The sequence below is a fragment of the Sphingobium sp. KCTC 72723 genome (genome assembly GCF_014280435.1).
GTDB lineage: Bacteria > Pseudomonadota > Alphaproteobacteria > Sphingomonadales > Sphingomonadaceae > Sphingobium.
Window position 1 is genome coordinate 779,345 of sequence record NZ_CP060388.1, and the last position, 13,687, is coordinate 793,031.

The 13,687-nt window shown below is 63.2% G+C and carries 14 protein-coding genes and 1 pseudogene; 5 read left to right on the forward strand and 10 right to left on the reverse strand.

What is annotated here, in order from left to right; all coding sequences use genetic code 11:
• Positions 1-67: 67 nt before the first annotated feature.
• Together SPBM01_RS03930 and SPBM01_RS03935 are read right to left on the reverse strand one after the other, a co-directional pair.
• A complete protein-coding gene (locus tag SPBM01_RS03930; RefSeq protein ID WP_188064100.1) occupies positions 68-1,240 on the reverse strand; it encodes a carboxynorspermidine decarboxylase in 1,173 nt (390 codons plus the stop codon).
• A 104-nt stretch (positions 1,241-1,344) separates the two neighbouring features.
• The gene (locus tag SPBM01_RS03935) at positions 1,345-2,550 is read right to left on the reverse strand and encodes a saccharopine dehydrogenase family protein (protein ID WP_188064101.1); all 1,206 of its coding nucleotides are present in this window, start codon (positions 2,548-2,550) and stop codon (positions 1,345-1,347) included.
• A gap of 201 nt (positions 2,551-2,751) precedes the next feature.
• Here SPBM01_RS03935 and SPBM01_RS03940 point away from each other — a divergent pair, with 201 nt between their 5' ends.
• A complete protein-coding gene (locus tag SPBM01_RS03940; RefSeq protein WP_262504319.1) occupies positions 2,752-3,315 on the forward strand; it encodes a fasciclin domain-containing protein in 564 nt (187 codons plus the stop codon).
• Positions 3,316-3,388: 73 nt separating this feature from the next.
• On the opposite strand, the gene SPBM01_RS03945 is transcribed toward SPBM01_RS03940, so the two are convergent.
• The 6 genes from SPBM01_RS03945 to SPBM01_RS03970 all read right to left on the reverse strand — a co-directional run bounded on the left by SPBM01_RS03945 (position 3,389) and on the right by SPBM01_RS03970 (position 7,964).
• Positions 3,389-3,736 (reverse strand): GFA family protein, encoded by a 348-nt coding sequence (locus SPBM01_RS03945; protein ID WP_188064102.1) that lies wholly within the window; start codon positions 3,734-3,736, stop codon positions 3,389-3,391.
• 12 nt (positions 3,737-3,748) lie between these two features.
• Entirely contained in the window at positions 3,749-4,036 is a 288-nt protein-coding gene (locus SPBM01_RS03950; protein WP_188064103.1) for a hypothetical protein, read from the reverse strand.
• A 153-nt stretch (positions 4,037-4,189) separates the two neighbouring features.
• A protein-coding gene (locus SPBM01_RS03955; protein WP_223177772.1) for an IS5 family transposase occupies positions 4,190-4,971 on the reverse strand; the annotation gives its coding sequence in 2 pieces (ribosomal slippage) (positions 4,190-4,647 and positions 4,647-4,971; 783 coding nt in all).
• 84 nt (positions 4,972-5,055) lie between these two features.
• Entirely contained in the window at positions 5,056-5,226 is a 171-nt protein-coding gene (locus tag SPBM01_RS03960) for a hypothetical protein (RefSeq protein WP_172598856.1), read from the reverse strand.
• 64 nt (positions 5,227-5,290) lie between these two features.
• On the reverse strand, positions 5,291-6,874 hold the full coding sequence (locus SPBM01_RS03965) for a cisplatin damage response ATP-dependent DNA ligase (RefSeq protein WP_188064104.1): 1,584 nt from the start codon (positions 6,872-6,874) through the stop codon (positions 5,291-5,293).
• Positions 6,875-6,968: 94 nt separating this feature from the next.
• The gene (locus SPBM01_RS03970; RefSeq protein ID WP_188064105.1) at positions 6,969-7,964 is read right to left on the reverse strand and encodes a ligase-associated DNA damage response exonuclease; all 996 of its coding nucleotides are present in this window, start codon (positions 7,962-7,964) and stop codon (positions 6,969-6,971) included.
• Positions 7,965-8,098: 134 nt separating this feature from the next.
• Between SPBM01_RS03970 and SPBM01_RS03975 the strand changes: the two genes are divergently transcribed.
• Together SPBM01_RS03975 and SPBM01_RS03980 are read left to right on the forward strand one after the other, a co-directional pair.
• Positions 8,099-9,328, forward strand: a complete 1,230-nt coding sequence (locus tag SPBM01_RS03975; RefSeq protein ID WP_188064106.1) for a DUF3419 family protein — start codon at positions 8,099-8,101, stop codon at positions 9,326-9,328.
• Entirely contained in the window at positions 9,328-9,972 is a 645-nt protein-coding gene (locus SPBM01_RS03980; protein ID WP_188064107.1) for a class I SAM-dependent methyltransferase, read from the forward strand. Before SPBM01_RS03975 ends, SPBM01_RS03980 begins: the two co-directional genes overlap by 1 nt.
• Positions 9,973-10,018: 46 nt before the next feature.
• Here the strand turns inward: SPBM01_RS03980 and hemA are convergent, their stop codons facing one another.
• Both hemA and murI read right to left on the reverse strand, forming a co-directional pair.
• Positions 10,019-11,245 carry a 5-aminolevulinate synthase gene (hemA, locus tag SPBM01_RS03985; RefSeq protein ID WP_188064108.1) on the reverse strand — a complete coding sequence of 409 codons (1,227 nt, stop codon included), beginning with the start codon at positions 11,243-11,245 and terminating at the stop codon, positions 10,019-10,021.
• Between the two features lie 141 nt (positions 11,246-11,386).
• Positions 11,387-12,202, reverse strand: a complete 816-nt coding sequence (gene murI / locus SPBM01_RS03990; protein WP_188064109.1) for a glutamate racemase — start codon at positions 12,200-12,202, stop codon at positions 11,387-11,389.
• Positions 12,203-12,302: 100 nt separating this feature from the next.
• Between murI and plsY the strand changes: the two genes are divergently transcribed.
• Both plsY and dprA read left to right on the forward strand, forming a co-directional pair.
• Complete coding sequence (gene plsY / locus SPBM01_RS03995) at positions 12,303-12,902, forward strand: glycerol-3-phosphate 1-O-acyltransferase PlsY (protein ID WP_188064110.1); 600 nt, start codon at positions 12,303-12,305, stop codon at positions 12,900-12,902.
• Positions 12,899-13,684: pseudogene (dprA, locus tag SPBM01_RS04000) on the forward strand (DNA-processing protein DprA); the annotation flags it as partial. The gene plsY and the pseudogene dprA, both read left to right, overlap by 4 nt.
• Positions 13,685-13,687: the final 3 nt, after the last annotated feature.

Sequence of the window (13,687 nt, forward strand, 5' to 3'; positions counted from 1 at the left end):
TGCGGCGTGACCCCCCCTGTAAAGCGCATGTGTAAATTTTGTTGCGTGGGGGGCCGCGAGCCGTGCCTCAGGAGAGGCGAGCCTTGAAATCGCTGTAGGAAAAGGCCCGGATTTCGCGCAGTTCGTCCGTATCCGAGTGCCAGAGCCAGATGGCGGGCAGGGGAACGCCGTTGAATGTGTTCGTCTTGACCATCGAATAATGGGCCTGATCGAGGAAGGCGATGCGCGCGCCCGGTTCCGCGCCGCCGGGGATATGATAGTCGCCGATGATGTCACCGGCCAGGCAGGATGGGCCGCCCAAGCGGGTGACGGGGCCATCGTGCGGTTCATGCAGCATGGCGGGGCGATAGGGGGCTTCGATCACGTCGGGCATGTGGCAGGTGGCAGAAATATCGGTGATGGCCACAGCCATGCCATTGTCGATCACGTCGAGGATTTCGCCGATGAGAATGCCCGCGTCCAGCGCCATCGCTTCGCCCGGTTCGAGATAGAGGGTCAGGCCAGTCTGCGCCTTGATCCGTTGCAGAAAGGCGATGAGGTCGTCGCGCTGATAATCGGCGCGGGTGATGTGGTGGCCGCCGCCAAAGTTCAGCCATTTGAGGCTATCGACGTGCGGCATGATGTGCGGTTCGACCGCTGCCCAGGTGCGTTCGAGCGGGGCCAGATCCTGTTCGCACAGATTATGGAAATGGATGCCGTCCACGCCGATCAGATGATCGGGCGTCAACTGGCTTACCGGGAAGCCGAGGCGGCTGTGCGGTTGGGAGGGGTCATATTTGGCGACCTCCCCCTCCGGGTTTTGCGGGTTGATGCGCAGGCCGATGTCGAAACTATGTCCGGCTGCGCGAGCGGCGTCGATCTGGGGCTTGAATCGCGTGATCTGGCCGGGGCTGTTGAAGATGACATGGTCGGAGATTGTGAGGATTTCGGCCAGATCATCAGGCTTGTAGGCGGCGCAATAGGTCGCGACTTCGCCCCTATACTCCTCCCGGCCCAAACGCGCTTCGTAAAGGCCCGATGCGCAAACGCCGTCCAGATATTCGCCGACGACGCTGCCCAGCGACCACATGGAAAACGCCTTGAGCGCGCCCAGCACCTTGATGCCCGCACGGTCGCGCACGTCCGCGAGGATAGCAAGGTTACGCCGGATCGCGGCCTCATCCACCACGAAGGCAGGGGACGGCACGCGATACAGGTCGAAATGCACGAAGGCGGCGGGATCGCCGGCTTTGGTTTCCATGAAGCATCCTCCGCCACATCGTCACCCCAGCGAAGGCTGGGGTCTCAATTCCTTGTGGCGCAACAGAAAAGGGAGATCCCAGCCTTCGCTGGGAAGACGGGGTGTCAGAACCCCAGTGGCGCGTCCAGTTCCTTTACCTGCCAGGGAAGCCCGTGTTTGTTGAGCATGTCCATGAACGGGTCGGGGTCCATCTGTTCGATGTTGAACACGCCTTCCCCCTTCCACGCGCCGGTCAGCATCATGGCCGCGCCGATCATCGCGGGGACGCCGGTGGTGTAGCTGACGGCCTGATTGCCCGTCTCTGCATAGGCATCCTCATGATCGCAGATGTTGAGGACATAGACGGTTTTCTGGACGCCATCCTTGGTGCCGGTCGCGATGTCGCCGATGTTGGTCTTGCCCTTGGTCGTGGCGCCAAGGCTGGACGGTTCGGGCAATACGGCCTTGAGGAACTGGAGCGGGATGATTTCCTTGCCCTCATAGATCACCGGGTCGATGCGGGTCATCCCGACATTCTGAAGCACTTCGAGATGCTTGAGATAGGCGTCGCCGAAGGTCATCCAGAAGCGGATGCGCTGAATTTCCGGGTAGAATTTGGCGAGGCTTTCCAACTCCTCATGATACATGAGATACATGTTCTTCGGCCCGACCTTATCAAAGTCGAACGTCTGCTTGTGGCTCAATGCCGGGCCTTCGACCCACTGGCCGCCTTCCCAATGGCGCGACGGCGCGGTGACTTCGCGGATGTTGATTTCCGGGTTGAAGTTGGTGGCGAAATGCTGGCCATGGTCGCCGCCATTGCAATCGAGAATGTCGAGCGTGTCGATAGTGTCGAGCAGATGCTTCTTGATATAGCTGGCAAAGACGCTGGTGACGCCGGGGTCGAAGCCCGAACCCAGCAGCGCCATGATGCCTGCTTCCTTGAAGCGTTCCTGATAGGCCCATTGCCAGCCATATTCGAATTTGGGCGTGTCGCGCGGTTCGTAATTGGCGGTGTCGAGATAGTCGGTCTTGGTCGCCAGACAGGCGTCCATGATATTGAGATCCTGATAAGGCAGGGCCAGGTTCACCACCAGTTTGGGCTGAACCTTCTCAATGAGCGCGATGGTCGCGGCTACATCATCTGCATCGACCTGCGCCACGTCGATGGTGACGCCAGTGCGGGCCAGCACCGATTCGGCGACCTTTTCGCAGCTGACGATGCGACGGCTGGCAAGCGTGATGTGGCTGAAGATGTCGCTGTTCATCGCCATCTTGTGCACCGCGACCGACCCGACGCCGCCCGCGCCGATGACCAGAACCTTGCTCAAATTCATCTCCATATCCTGTGCGCGGCACTTCCGCGAAAGCGCCCATATAGGGGCTTGGCATGACAGCGCAAAGACGCAGTGTAATTGGGTGGCGCGAGCGTCTGCCCTTTAGGTCATGCTTGCACCCATATGGCGCGGTCAGGCGTATCTGTGCTGCATCCCGACATTGGTGGGGTGCCAAAGATCTGGAAGGATGCCCCTATGAAGTTCACCCCCATGACGATCGCCCTCGCCGGCGTGCTGTTGACCGCGAGCGGCGGCGGGATTGCCTATGCGCAGATGGCCAAGAATCCGATGGTCGGCGGCGCGGCGATGTATCCGACGAAGGACATCATCGATAATGCCGTCAATTCCAAAGACCACACCACGCTGGTCGCTGCAGTCAAGGCAGCCGGTCTGGTCGATACGTTGAAAGGTGCAGGGCCGTTTACGGTATTCGCGCCGACCAACGCCGCCTTTGCCAAGCTGCCCGCAGGCACGGTGGACACGCTGTTGAAGCCGGAGAATAAGGCGACGCTGACCGGCGTGCTGACCTATCATGTCGTGCCGGGCAAGATGAACGCCAAGGACATTGCCGCCAAGGCGAAGGCCAACAAGGGCAAGGCCGTACTGACCACCGCGCAGGGCGAGACGCTGACCGTGTGGCAGAAGGGCAAGGATTGGTATGTCACTGACGCAAAGGGTGGATCGGCCAAGATCACCATTGCCGACGTCAACCAGTCCAACGGCGTCATTCACGTCATCGATACGGTATTGATGCCCTGATCCGTGCGATATTGACGTGAAGGCCGATGGGCCGATGGCTGCACCCCTTGCCATCGGCCCGTTTGTTTGTGGGTCAGAAACGCGCGCCGTCGACCTTTGTGATGGTCAATGTGTCGAGGTCGATGGATGGTGCGCAGCGCAGGTTGATGGCGCGCATCGGGGCGGTGGCGGACTGGCCGAGCGCGAAAGGCTGGGTGCCGCAAGTGCGGCAGAATTGATGTGTGATCGCGTGCTTGTAGAAATGATAGTCGGTGATCTGGTCTTCGCCGCTGTCCAGCGTGAATTGGTCGGTGGAAACGAAGGTGAGGACCAGCCCCTTGGCATGACAATGGGAGCAGTTGCAGGTCATTGCTTCGGTGGGGACGTCGGCGGCGACGGTGAAGGTGACAGCGCCGCAGTGGCAGCTTCCGGTGTAGGGCATGGGGTGGTTTCCTTATTCGCGTAGCAACATCACCGCTTGCCTAGCAAATGCCGCAGCATCCGCCCCGCGTAAAAATCCGGCTACAGCGCCCATGCTGGGCCAAAGTGGGCCGAAAAGGAAATCCAATCCACTTGTGGATCGGATGTTTTCTGGATGGGTGGCCTGCCAGATGCTGATGTAGATAATCATTGCAATGGGGACGGACAGCAGCCCGATGCAGCCAGATTTATGACGCGAAATGGCGACGCCGAATAGAAGACCGGCGAACGCGCCGTAGAGTAGCAGCATTTGGATCGTCATGGCGGGAGCGCATCTGAGTCCGGCTTAGAAGAGAATGCCGATTGCGAAAATACTATCCGTTCGCCCTGAGCCTGTCGAAGGGCCGTTCTTTTCTCGTTGCGGTGCAAAGAAAGGACGAGGCTTCGACAGGCTCAGCCCGAACGGTGTGGGGGGCTAGGCGGCGTGGACAAATTTGAGCCAGTATCTGGCGGCGGCTATATGGACCATTCCGAGGAAGCTGTTGGCCAGTTGATCGTAGCGGGTGGCGATGGCGCGGTTGATCTTGAGCTGCCCGAACATGCGCTCAATGCGATTGCGCTGCTTGTAGAGCGCCCGATCATGCTCGATTTTCACGCGGCGGTTTGATCTGCCAGGGATGACGGCTTCGATATTCCGTTCGGCAAGGTCGGCACGGATCGTGTCAGCGTCGTAGCCTTTGTCGGCGAGAAAAGCCTTAGGTGGACGCTCGGGCAGGCCGATCAGGGCGTCATAGGCTTTGCAATCTGCGGCCTCGCCGATCGTCAGATGGAAGGCGAGCGGTCGGCCGAGGGCATCTGCCAGGCAGTGAAGCTTACTGGTGAACCCGCCCCGCGAGCGGCCAAGAGCGCGTCGATGAGTCCCCCTTTTCCGCCCGCTGCCGAAACATGGGCGCGGACTGTGGTGCTGTCGATGCTGTAGTGGCGGCTGTCCGCCATGACCTCGGCGAGCGTCACTGCCACGGTCTCCCAAACCCCTGCTTCGCTCCAGCGCCGGAACCGCCGATAGATGGTGTTCCAACTGCCATATTTTGGTGGCACGTCGCGCCATGGAGCGCCGCAGCGGAGCCGCCAGAGAATGCCGTTGATGATCGAACGATTCTGCTCGGGAGGTCTACCTCGGCCGCGGTTGTCAGGGTCAATGGGCAGCAGACCCTTGAGAACACGCCATTCTGCTTCGGTGAGATCGCCCCTGCTCAAACCTGCCTCCAAAAGCAGCCTTGAATCAATCCTCTTGGGCTACGTCAATCGCATCGACGTCCAAAATGCCATAAGGCGCATATACTATTCCTCCAAGGTGATGGACAGTTCGAGAGGGCTGTCGCTATCCGCAAAAAATCGGCTGCCATCCTCAAATTCGATCACCACCTCTCCATCGCGGTGGCGCATGACACGGCGGACAACCTTGCCAATCAGCATCGACGTAGCTCGTTCGCTCTCTTCTTCCAGCGTCATTCCCAATGGTAACAACCAGATCGCAGGAAAGCGATCCTGCTAACATCGAATTTGTCCACGCCGCCTAGCGCACCAGTTTCCGCAACCCTTCCACAGTATCCGCTTCCGCCGCTGGCTTGTCCCGCCTGATCCGGGCGATCCTTGGGAAGCGCATGGCGAGGCCGGATTTGTGGCGCTTGCTGTCGTGGATGCTATCGAAGGCGACTTCCAGCACCAGCGTCTTTTCCACTTCGCGCACCGGGCCGAAGCGAGCGACCGTGTTCTGGCGGACGAAGCGGTCGAGCCATTTGAGTTCCTCGTCGGTGAAGCCGCTATAGGCTTTGCCTACCGGGTGCAGGTCGCCGTCCGCAGTCCAGCAGCCGAAAGTGTAATCGGAATAGAAGGAGGAGCGTTTGCCGTGGCCGCGCTGGGCGTACATCATCACGCAATCGGCGGTTAGCGGATCGCGTTTCCATTTATACCATAGTGCAGCCTTGCGCCCGGCGACATAGGGGCTGTCGCGGCGTTTGAGCATGACGCCTTCGATCGCGGCGTCGCGCGCACCGGCGCGGATGTCGGCCAGCGCGTCGAAATCGACGGCGTCTATGACGGCGGACAGGTCGAAGCGAGTGGCTTCGAGGTGCGGCATGAAGGCTTCGAGCCGGGCGCGGCGTTGCTCCCACGGCAGGGCGCGCAAATCCTCGTCGCCTTCGAGCAGCAGGTCGTAGAGGCGGACGAAGGCGGGGTAATCGGCCTGCATCTTTGCGCTGACGACCTTTCGGCCGAGGCGCTGTTGCAGGGCGTTGAAACTGGCCGCCTCCCCACCCTGAAATTCGCCGCGCACCAGCAATTCGCCGTCCAGCACGGCATGGCCGGTGAAAGCAGATGCGATTTCGGGGAAGCTGGCGGAAATATCATCGCCCGCGCGGCTGTAGAGGCGGGTTTGTGTCCCTGTGCCGACGATCTGGATGCGGATGCCGTCCCATTTCCATTCGGCGGCATAATCGGTCAGGTCCACGCTGTCGGCTTCGAGCGGGTGAGCGAGCATGAAGGGGCGAAAGAAGGGCGTGCCTGCCGGATCGGGACGGGTGGCGCGCCCTTCGGCCCAGTCGAACAGGGCGGCGTAGGGGGGCGAGAGGGCGTGCCAGACCTGCTCGACATCATCGACGTCGAGGCCGAATGCCTGCGCAAAGCCGGTCTTGGCGAGCCGGGCGGAAATGCCGACGCGCAATCCCCCGGTGGCGAGTTTGAGCAGGGCGAAGCGGCCCGATGCGTCGAGATGGTCCATCATCTGTGCGAGTAAATCGGGCGCTGCGGCGCGGCTGGTGGCGTGGAGGCGATCGACCACGGTAGCGAGCGTCAGGGTGCCATCGTCTAGGTCGGGCGGTTCGTTGGGCGGTGGCGGCCAGAGGAGGGCGACGGTTTCGGCGAGGTCGCCGACATAATCGCGGCTCATTTCATAGAGGACGGGATCGACGCGAGCGCGAATCATATCGCCGATGGCGGATGATTTGACGGCCTTGAGGTCGAGGCTGCCGGTCAGCGCGGCGAGCGCCCAGCCGCGATCCGGGTCCGGCGCGGCGCGGAGGTAAGCGGCGATCAGGGCGAGTTTGCCGTTGCGCGATCGGGTATAGACGAGCGCGTCGAGGAGTTGGGAGAAGGCTCTCATGCGCCAACATCCGTTCGGTTCGAGCTTGTCGAGAACGCGCGCGAGACAGTTCTCGACAAGCTCGAACCGAACGGGTGGGGGGATGTCCGGGCCGTCACCCTTCCTCCTCCTCGTCGTCGCGGCCGACCAGGGCGAGCGCGCGGGCGCGAATCTGGTGAGTCATGCACCAGTGGAGCAGCGCTTCCTCGCGCCCGTGGGTGATCCAGGTTTCGGTGGGGGCAACCTCGCGGATCGTGTCGGTCAATTCGTCCCAGTCGGCATGGTCGGACAGGATCAGTGGCAGTTCGACATTTTTCTGCCGCGCGCGCTGGCGCACGCGCATCCAGCCGGACGCCATGGCGGTGATGGGGTCGGGCAAGCGGCGGCTCCAGCGGTCGTTGAGGGCGGAGGGCGGGGCGACTACGATGGAACCGCGCATATCCTTCGCCGCAACGCCGGTGGCGGGGCGCAGGTCGCCCATTTCGACGCCGAGTTCGGCATAGAGCGCGCACATCCGCTCCATTGCGCCGTGCAGATAGATGGGGTCATGATGGCCGCGTGCGCGCAGTTCGCAGATGACCCGTTGCGCCTTGCCCAGTGCATAAGCACCGACCAGCACCGAGCGATCGGGATTGGCGTGGAGCGCGGCGAGCAGCCGGTCGATTTCGCTGCCAGTGTCGGGGTGGCGGAATACGGGCAGGCCAAATGTCGCTTCGGTCACGAAGATGTCGCAAGGGACCGGCTCGAACGGGGGGCAGGTGGGGTCGGGGCGGCGTTTATAGTCGCCGGTGACGACGACCCGTTCGCCCGCATGGGTCAGGACGATCTGCGCCGATCCCAGCACATGGCCAGCGGGAACGTAGCGGATGGTGACGCCGCCCAGCCGGATTTCCTCGCCATAGCCGACCGGCGTGCCGGACGCCGTGCCATAGCGCAGCGCCATGATCGCCAGCGTTTCGCGCGTGGCCCAGACATGGCCATGGCCGCCGCGCGCATGATCGGCATGGCCATGCGTCACCAGCGCCCGTTCGCGCGGGATCGACGGGTCGATCCACGCATCGGCGGGGCGGACGTAGATGCCGGTGGGGTGGGGTTCTATCCAGTGCGCCATGCAGGGTAAAAGATGGGAGCGGGCGTCAATGTTCCGCAACCTGTTTCATCGTGCAGTCATCCCTTTGTCATGCCTGTGCCACGCGCCTGCCCTATGCGCCGCGCCACGACCCGACGGCGAGGAGGCTTTACGACATGGCGGTACCGGCACATCAGAACGTCACGCGCGCAGTGCATCGGCATCGGCATCTGTCGAAACAGGGGTTGCTGGAGCGGGCCTTCACCTTTGCGTTTCGCGGCCTCGTCTATGCCCAGATATGGGAAGACCCGGTAGTGGATATGGAGGCGCTGGCCATCACGCCCGATTGCCATGTCGTGACGATCGCGTCGGGGGGCTGCAACGTCCTGTCCTACTTGACTGACGATCCGGCGAAGATTACGGCCGTCGACCTAAATACCGCACATATTGCGCTCAACCGGCTCAAGCTGATGGCGGCGCGGACCTTGCCCGACCATGCGGCGTTTCACCGCTTCTTCGCGCAGGCGGACAGCCGGGAGAATGTGGCGGCCTATCGCGATGTCGTGGCCCCGCATCTGGACGAAGCGACGCGGCGTTATTGGGAAGGGCGCGACCTGATCGGGCGGCGGCGGATCGGTGGCTTCGCGCGGGGCATCTACAAGCATGGCCTGCTGGGGCGGTTCATTGGCGCGGCGCATCTGCTGGCGCGGCTGCATGGCGTCAATCCCAAGCGGATGCTGGACGCGAAAACGATGGAGGAGCAGCGGGCCATTTTCGATGCGGAGCTGGCGCCGTTCTTCGAAAAAGGCTTTGTGCGCTGGCTGACCAGCCAGCCTGCATCGCTGTTCGGGCTGGGCATCCCGCCCGCGCAGTTCGAGGCGCTGGCCGGGGACGACCGGATGGACACGGTGTTGAAGGCGCGGCTCAAAAAGCTGGCGTGCGATTTCGACCTGAAGGATAATTATTTCGCGGTGCAGGCGTTCGGGCGGGGCTATGCGGCCAATGACCCTGCAAGCGAGGGGCCGTTGCCGCCCTATTTGCAGGCGGTGAACCATGACGCCGTGCGGGCGCGGGCCGACCGCGTCGATGTGCGTCACGTCAACTTCACCGATTTTCTCCGCGATCAGCCTGCCGGATCGGCGGATCGCTACATATTGCTGGATGCGCAGGACTGGATGGATGACGACCAGTTGAACGCGCTGTGGGCGCAGATCACGCGGACGGCAAAGCCGGGCGCGCGGGTGCTGTTCCGTACCGCAGGAGAGCCGAGCATATTGCCGGGGCGGGTCATGGACAGCGTGCTGGACCAGTGGGACTATCGTGCGGAAGCATCGCGCGATTATACCGCGCGCGACCGTTCGGCCATTTATGGCGGCGTGCATCTCTATGTGCTGAAAGGCGCGTGATGAGCGCGCATGGGCAATTGATGGACGGAGTCTATCGCTGGCAACGGCATATCTATGACCTGACCCGCAAATATTATCTGCTGGGGCGGGACGGGCTGATCGCCGACCTTGATCCCCCTGCTGGTGCAAGCGTGCTGGAAATCGGCTGTGGCACCGGGCGCAATTTGATCGCGGTGGGTAAGGCATGGCCGCAGGCGCAGCTTTATGGTGTCGATATATCGGACGCGATGCTGGACACCGCGCGGGGCGCTGTCGCGAAGGCAGGCATGGGCGCGCGGGTGACGCTGGCGCGGGGCGATGCGTGTGGGTTCGACGCGGATGCGCTGCTGGGGCGGGCGACGTTCGACCGGGTGTTCGTCAGCTATGCGCTGTCGATGATCCCCGACTGGGAAGCGGCGCTGCATCAGGCGGCGGCCTGCGTTGCACCGGGCGGGCGGCTGGAGATCGTGGATTTCGGGCAGCAGGAGCGGTTGCCGGGCGTGTGGAAGCGCCTGCTGTCGGGATGGCTGGCGCAGTTTCATGTAACCCCGCGCCGCGAGCTGGGCCACGCGATCGAAGCTGTCGCGCGCAACATGGGCGGCGTCGCGCATGTCCGCGCGCTATATCGTGGTTATGCGTTGCGGGGCGGGATGATGCGGGTTTGAACCAACCTTTTTCCTGCCATTCCAGCATGTGCTGGGATGACAGGTTTCAGGCCGCCTGCTGCGCGGCCTTTTCAAGGTCGAGCCGGTCCCAGATTTCCACCAGTGCGTTCACCAGATCGCGCATCATTTCCTCGGTATGCGCGGGGCCGGGGGTGAAGCGCAGCCGTTCGGTGCCGCGCGGAACGGTGGGGTAATTGATCGGCTGCACATAGGCGCCATATTCGGCCAGCAATATGTCGCTGATCCGCTTGGCCTTCACAGGATCGCCCACCATCAGCGGGACGATATGGGTGACGGATGGCATGACCGGCAGGCCAGCCTCTGCCATCAACGCCTTGAGCATCGCGGCCGACTTCTGCTGCCCTTCGCGTTCGTCGCTGGAGCCTTTGAGGTGGCGGACGCTGGCCAGCACGCCAGCGACTAGCACGGGCGACAGCGATGTGGTGAAGATGAAACCCGGCGCATAGCTGCGGATCACGTCGACGATCATCTGGTCGGCGGCGATATAGCCGCCCATGACGCCGAACGCCTTGCCCAGCGTGCCTTCGATGATGGTCAGTCGGTCGGCCACTTCGTCGCGTTCGGAAATGCCGCCGCCGCGCGCGCCATACATGCCGACCGCATGGACTTCGTCCAGATAGGTCAGCGCGTTAAACTCGTCCGCCAGGTCGCAGATCGCCGCGATCGGCGCGACGTCGCCGTCCATCGAATAGACGCTTTCGAACGCGATCAGCTTGGGCGCTTCGGGGTCTTCGGCGGCCAGCAATTCGCGCAGATGGTCGAGGTCGTTATGACGGAACACGCGCTTTTCGCAGCCCGAATTGCGGATGCCTGCAATCATGCTGGCATGGTTCAGTTCGTCGGAAAAGACGATGCAATTGGGCAGCAGCTTGGCCAAGGTCGCCAGCGTCGCTTCGTTCGAGACATAGCCCGACGTGAACAGCAAAGCCGCTTCCTTGCCATGCAGATCGGCCAGTTCGCTTTCCAGATCGACATGATAATGGGTGTTGCCGCCGATATTGCGCGTGCCGCCGGAACCCGCGCCGACATCGTGCAGCGCTTCTTCCATCGCGGCGATCACCTTGGGATGTTGTCCCATAGCCAGATAGTCGTTGGAACACCATACCGCGATCGGCTTTGGCCCGTTATGGCCATGAAAACAGCGGGCATTGGGGTAGGAGCCGCGATTGCGCAGGATGTCGATAAACACCCGGTAGCGGCCTTCTTCATGGAGACGGTCGATCGCCTGCGCAAAGATATGCTTGTAGTTCACGCTCGCCCTATCCCTTGATGGCCCGCATCCTCTGGTTGCGGCATTTACCGACAGATGGCGCCTATTACCAGCGCTAACCGTTCGCAGGCATAGGGGGAAATACCGATCAGAGACATCGGACCTTTTGTCCAATGCGCTGGATCATAGCTGGTCGATGCGGCCAAGCCCATACTCCGCCAGCGCGGGGGCCAGTGCGCGGACCTTGTCATCGACACGAGTGAACACGGCGATGCCGGGGGACGGGGCGGCGGGCCAGGCCTGCCCCTGGGTCAGAAAAGCGATGCGCCGGGCGATGCCTTCGCCGCCATGGACGAAGGTGAGCGGGCGGCCGATATTCTGGAGCGCGGCGGCGGCCAGTTCGTCCTGAACCAGCGGGAAATGGGTGCAGGCCAGCGCCACCACGTCCATCGCGTCGCCGCCAGGCTGATCGGTCAGTCCGGCAAGCGCTGCGCGCGCGATGGCGGGATCGAGCAGTTCGCCGCGCAGCTTCGCTTCGGCCAGTTCGACCAGCGCGGCGCAGCCATGGCGCAGCACGATGCAGTCCGCGCCATGTTCCGCCGCCAGCCGATCGACATAGGGTTGTCGCACCGTGGCGTCGGTTCCCAGCACGCCGAACACCCGGCTTTTGGACGCCAGCGCAGCCGGTTTTATCGCCGGGACGGTGCCGACCACGGGAATGTCGAGCGCGGCGCGCACATGGCTGAGCGCGATGGTCGACGCCGTGTTGCACGCAATGACGGCCAGACGCGGGCGATAGCGTTCCACCAGTCGCCCCAGTAACGCTGGCACCCGCGCGGCAATTTCCGCCTCGCTCTTTGTGCCATAGGGGAAGCCTGCACTGTCGGCGGCATAGACGATGGACGCGGTGGGCAGCATCGCGCGGGCAGGGGCGAGGATGGACAGGCCGCCGACGCCGGAATCGAAGAAAAGGATCGGGGCAGAGGGGGCGACGGTCATGACAAAGAGCATGTCGCGGCATCGGGCGGGGGTGTCAACACGCCCATTGCCCGCAACGCCCGTCACGCTATGGTCGCGCTTTCTTTCTATCGGCGAGACTATGACCCCTCCCTGGCTCCTTCCACTGTTCGTTCTGGTCCTTGGCTATCTGCTCGGCTCCATTCCCTTTGGCCTGTTGCTCACGCGCTTCACCGGCGCGGGGGATTTGCGGCAGATCGGGTCGGGCAATATCGGCGCGACCAATGTGTTGCGCACGGGTCGCAAGGGGTTGGCGGCGGCGACCCTGCTGCTTGACCTGTTGAAAGGGGCCGTGGCGGTGCTGATCGGCGCGGCGCTGGTCGATGGTGGCGGGGCGATGGCAGGCGCAATGGCGTTTATTGGCCATTGCTATCCGGTCTGGCTGCGCTTTGCAGGCGGCAAGGGGGTGGCGACGATGATGGGCGTGGTCACCGCGCTGCATTGGCCAGCAGGGTGCATTTTTGCGGCGGTCTGGCTGGGCGCTTTGTTCGGGACGAAATGGTCGTCGGTGGGCGGCATGGCAGCGGCGGTGAGCGCGCCGGTGGCCCTGTGGTTCATGGGGCGGCTCGAACTGGTGCCGGTGGCGCTGGCAATGGCGCTGATCCTGCTGTGGCGGCATCGGGCGAATATCGCGCGGCTGGTGCAGGGGACGGAACCCAAAATCGGCACTGACAAGGGGTGAGCGAGCGGGAGCGGTTCGACCGGCTGCGCCTCATCCGGTCACCCCGGATCGGTCCGGTCAGCTATCGGCAATTGATGGCCCGGTTCGGCACGGCGGGCGACGCGCTGCGCGCCATTCCCGATCTGGCGGCGCGGGGCGGCGGCAAGGCGAGCGTCGCGGACGCTGGCGCAATCGAGCGGGAGATTGCCGCGTCGCGCGCATTGGGCGCACGCTATCTGCTGATGGGGGACGCCGATTATCCTGCCTTGCTCGACCAGATGGAGGGCGCACCGCCTGCGCTCATCATACGCGGCAATGCTGCGATGGCGCAGGGGCAGTGCATCGCCATGGTCGGCGCGCGGAACGCATCGGCGGCGGCTGTGCGCTTTGCCCGCACGCTGGCGCAGGATCTGGGCCAGCGCGGCGCGATCGTCGTGTCGGGTCTGGCGCGCGGCATCGACACGGCGGCGCATCAGGGTTCGGTAGGCAGCGGGACGATCGGCGTCATTGCCTGCGGGCTGGACGTCGTGTTTCCGCCGGAAAATCGGGATTTGCAGGAACAGGTCGCCCATGACGGACTGCTGGTGAGCGAACATCCGCCGGGCGTTCAGCCACTGGCGCGGCATTTCCCTGCGCGCAACCGCATCATCGCGGGGCTGGCCATTGGCACCGTTGTGGTGGAGGCCGCACCCAAATCGGGATCGCTCATCACTGCACGGCTGGCAGGAGAGGCCGGGCGCGAAGTGATGGCCGTGCCGGGCTCCCCGCTCGATCCGCGCGCGCAGGGGTGCAACCAGTTGATCAGT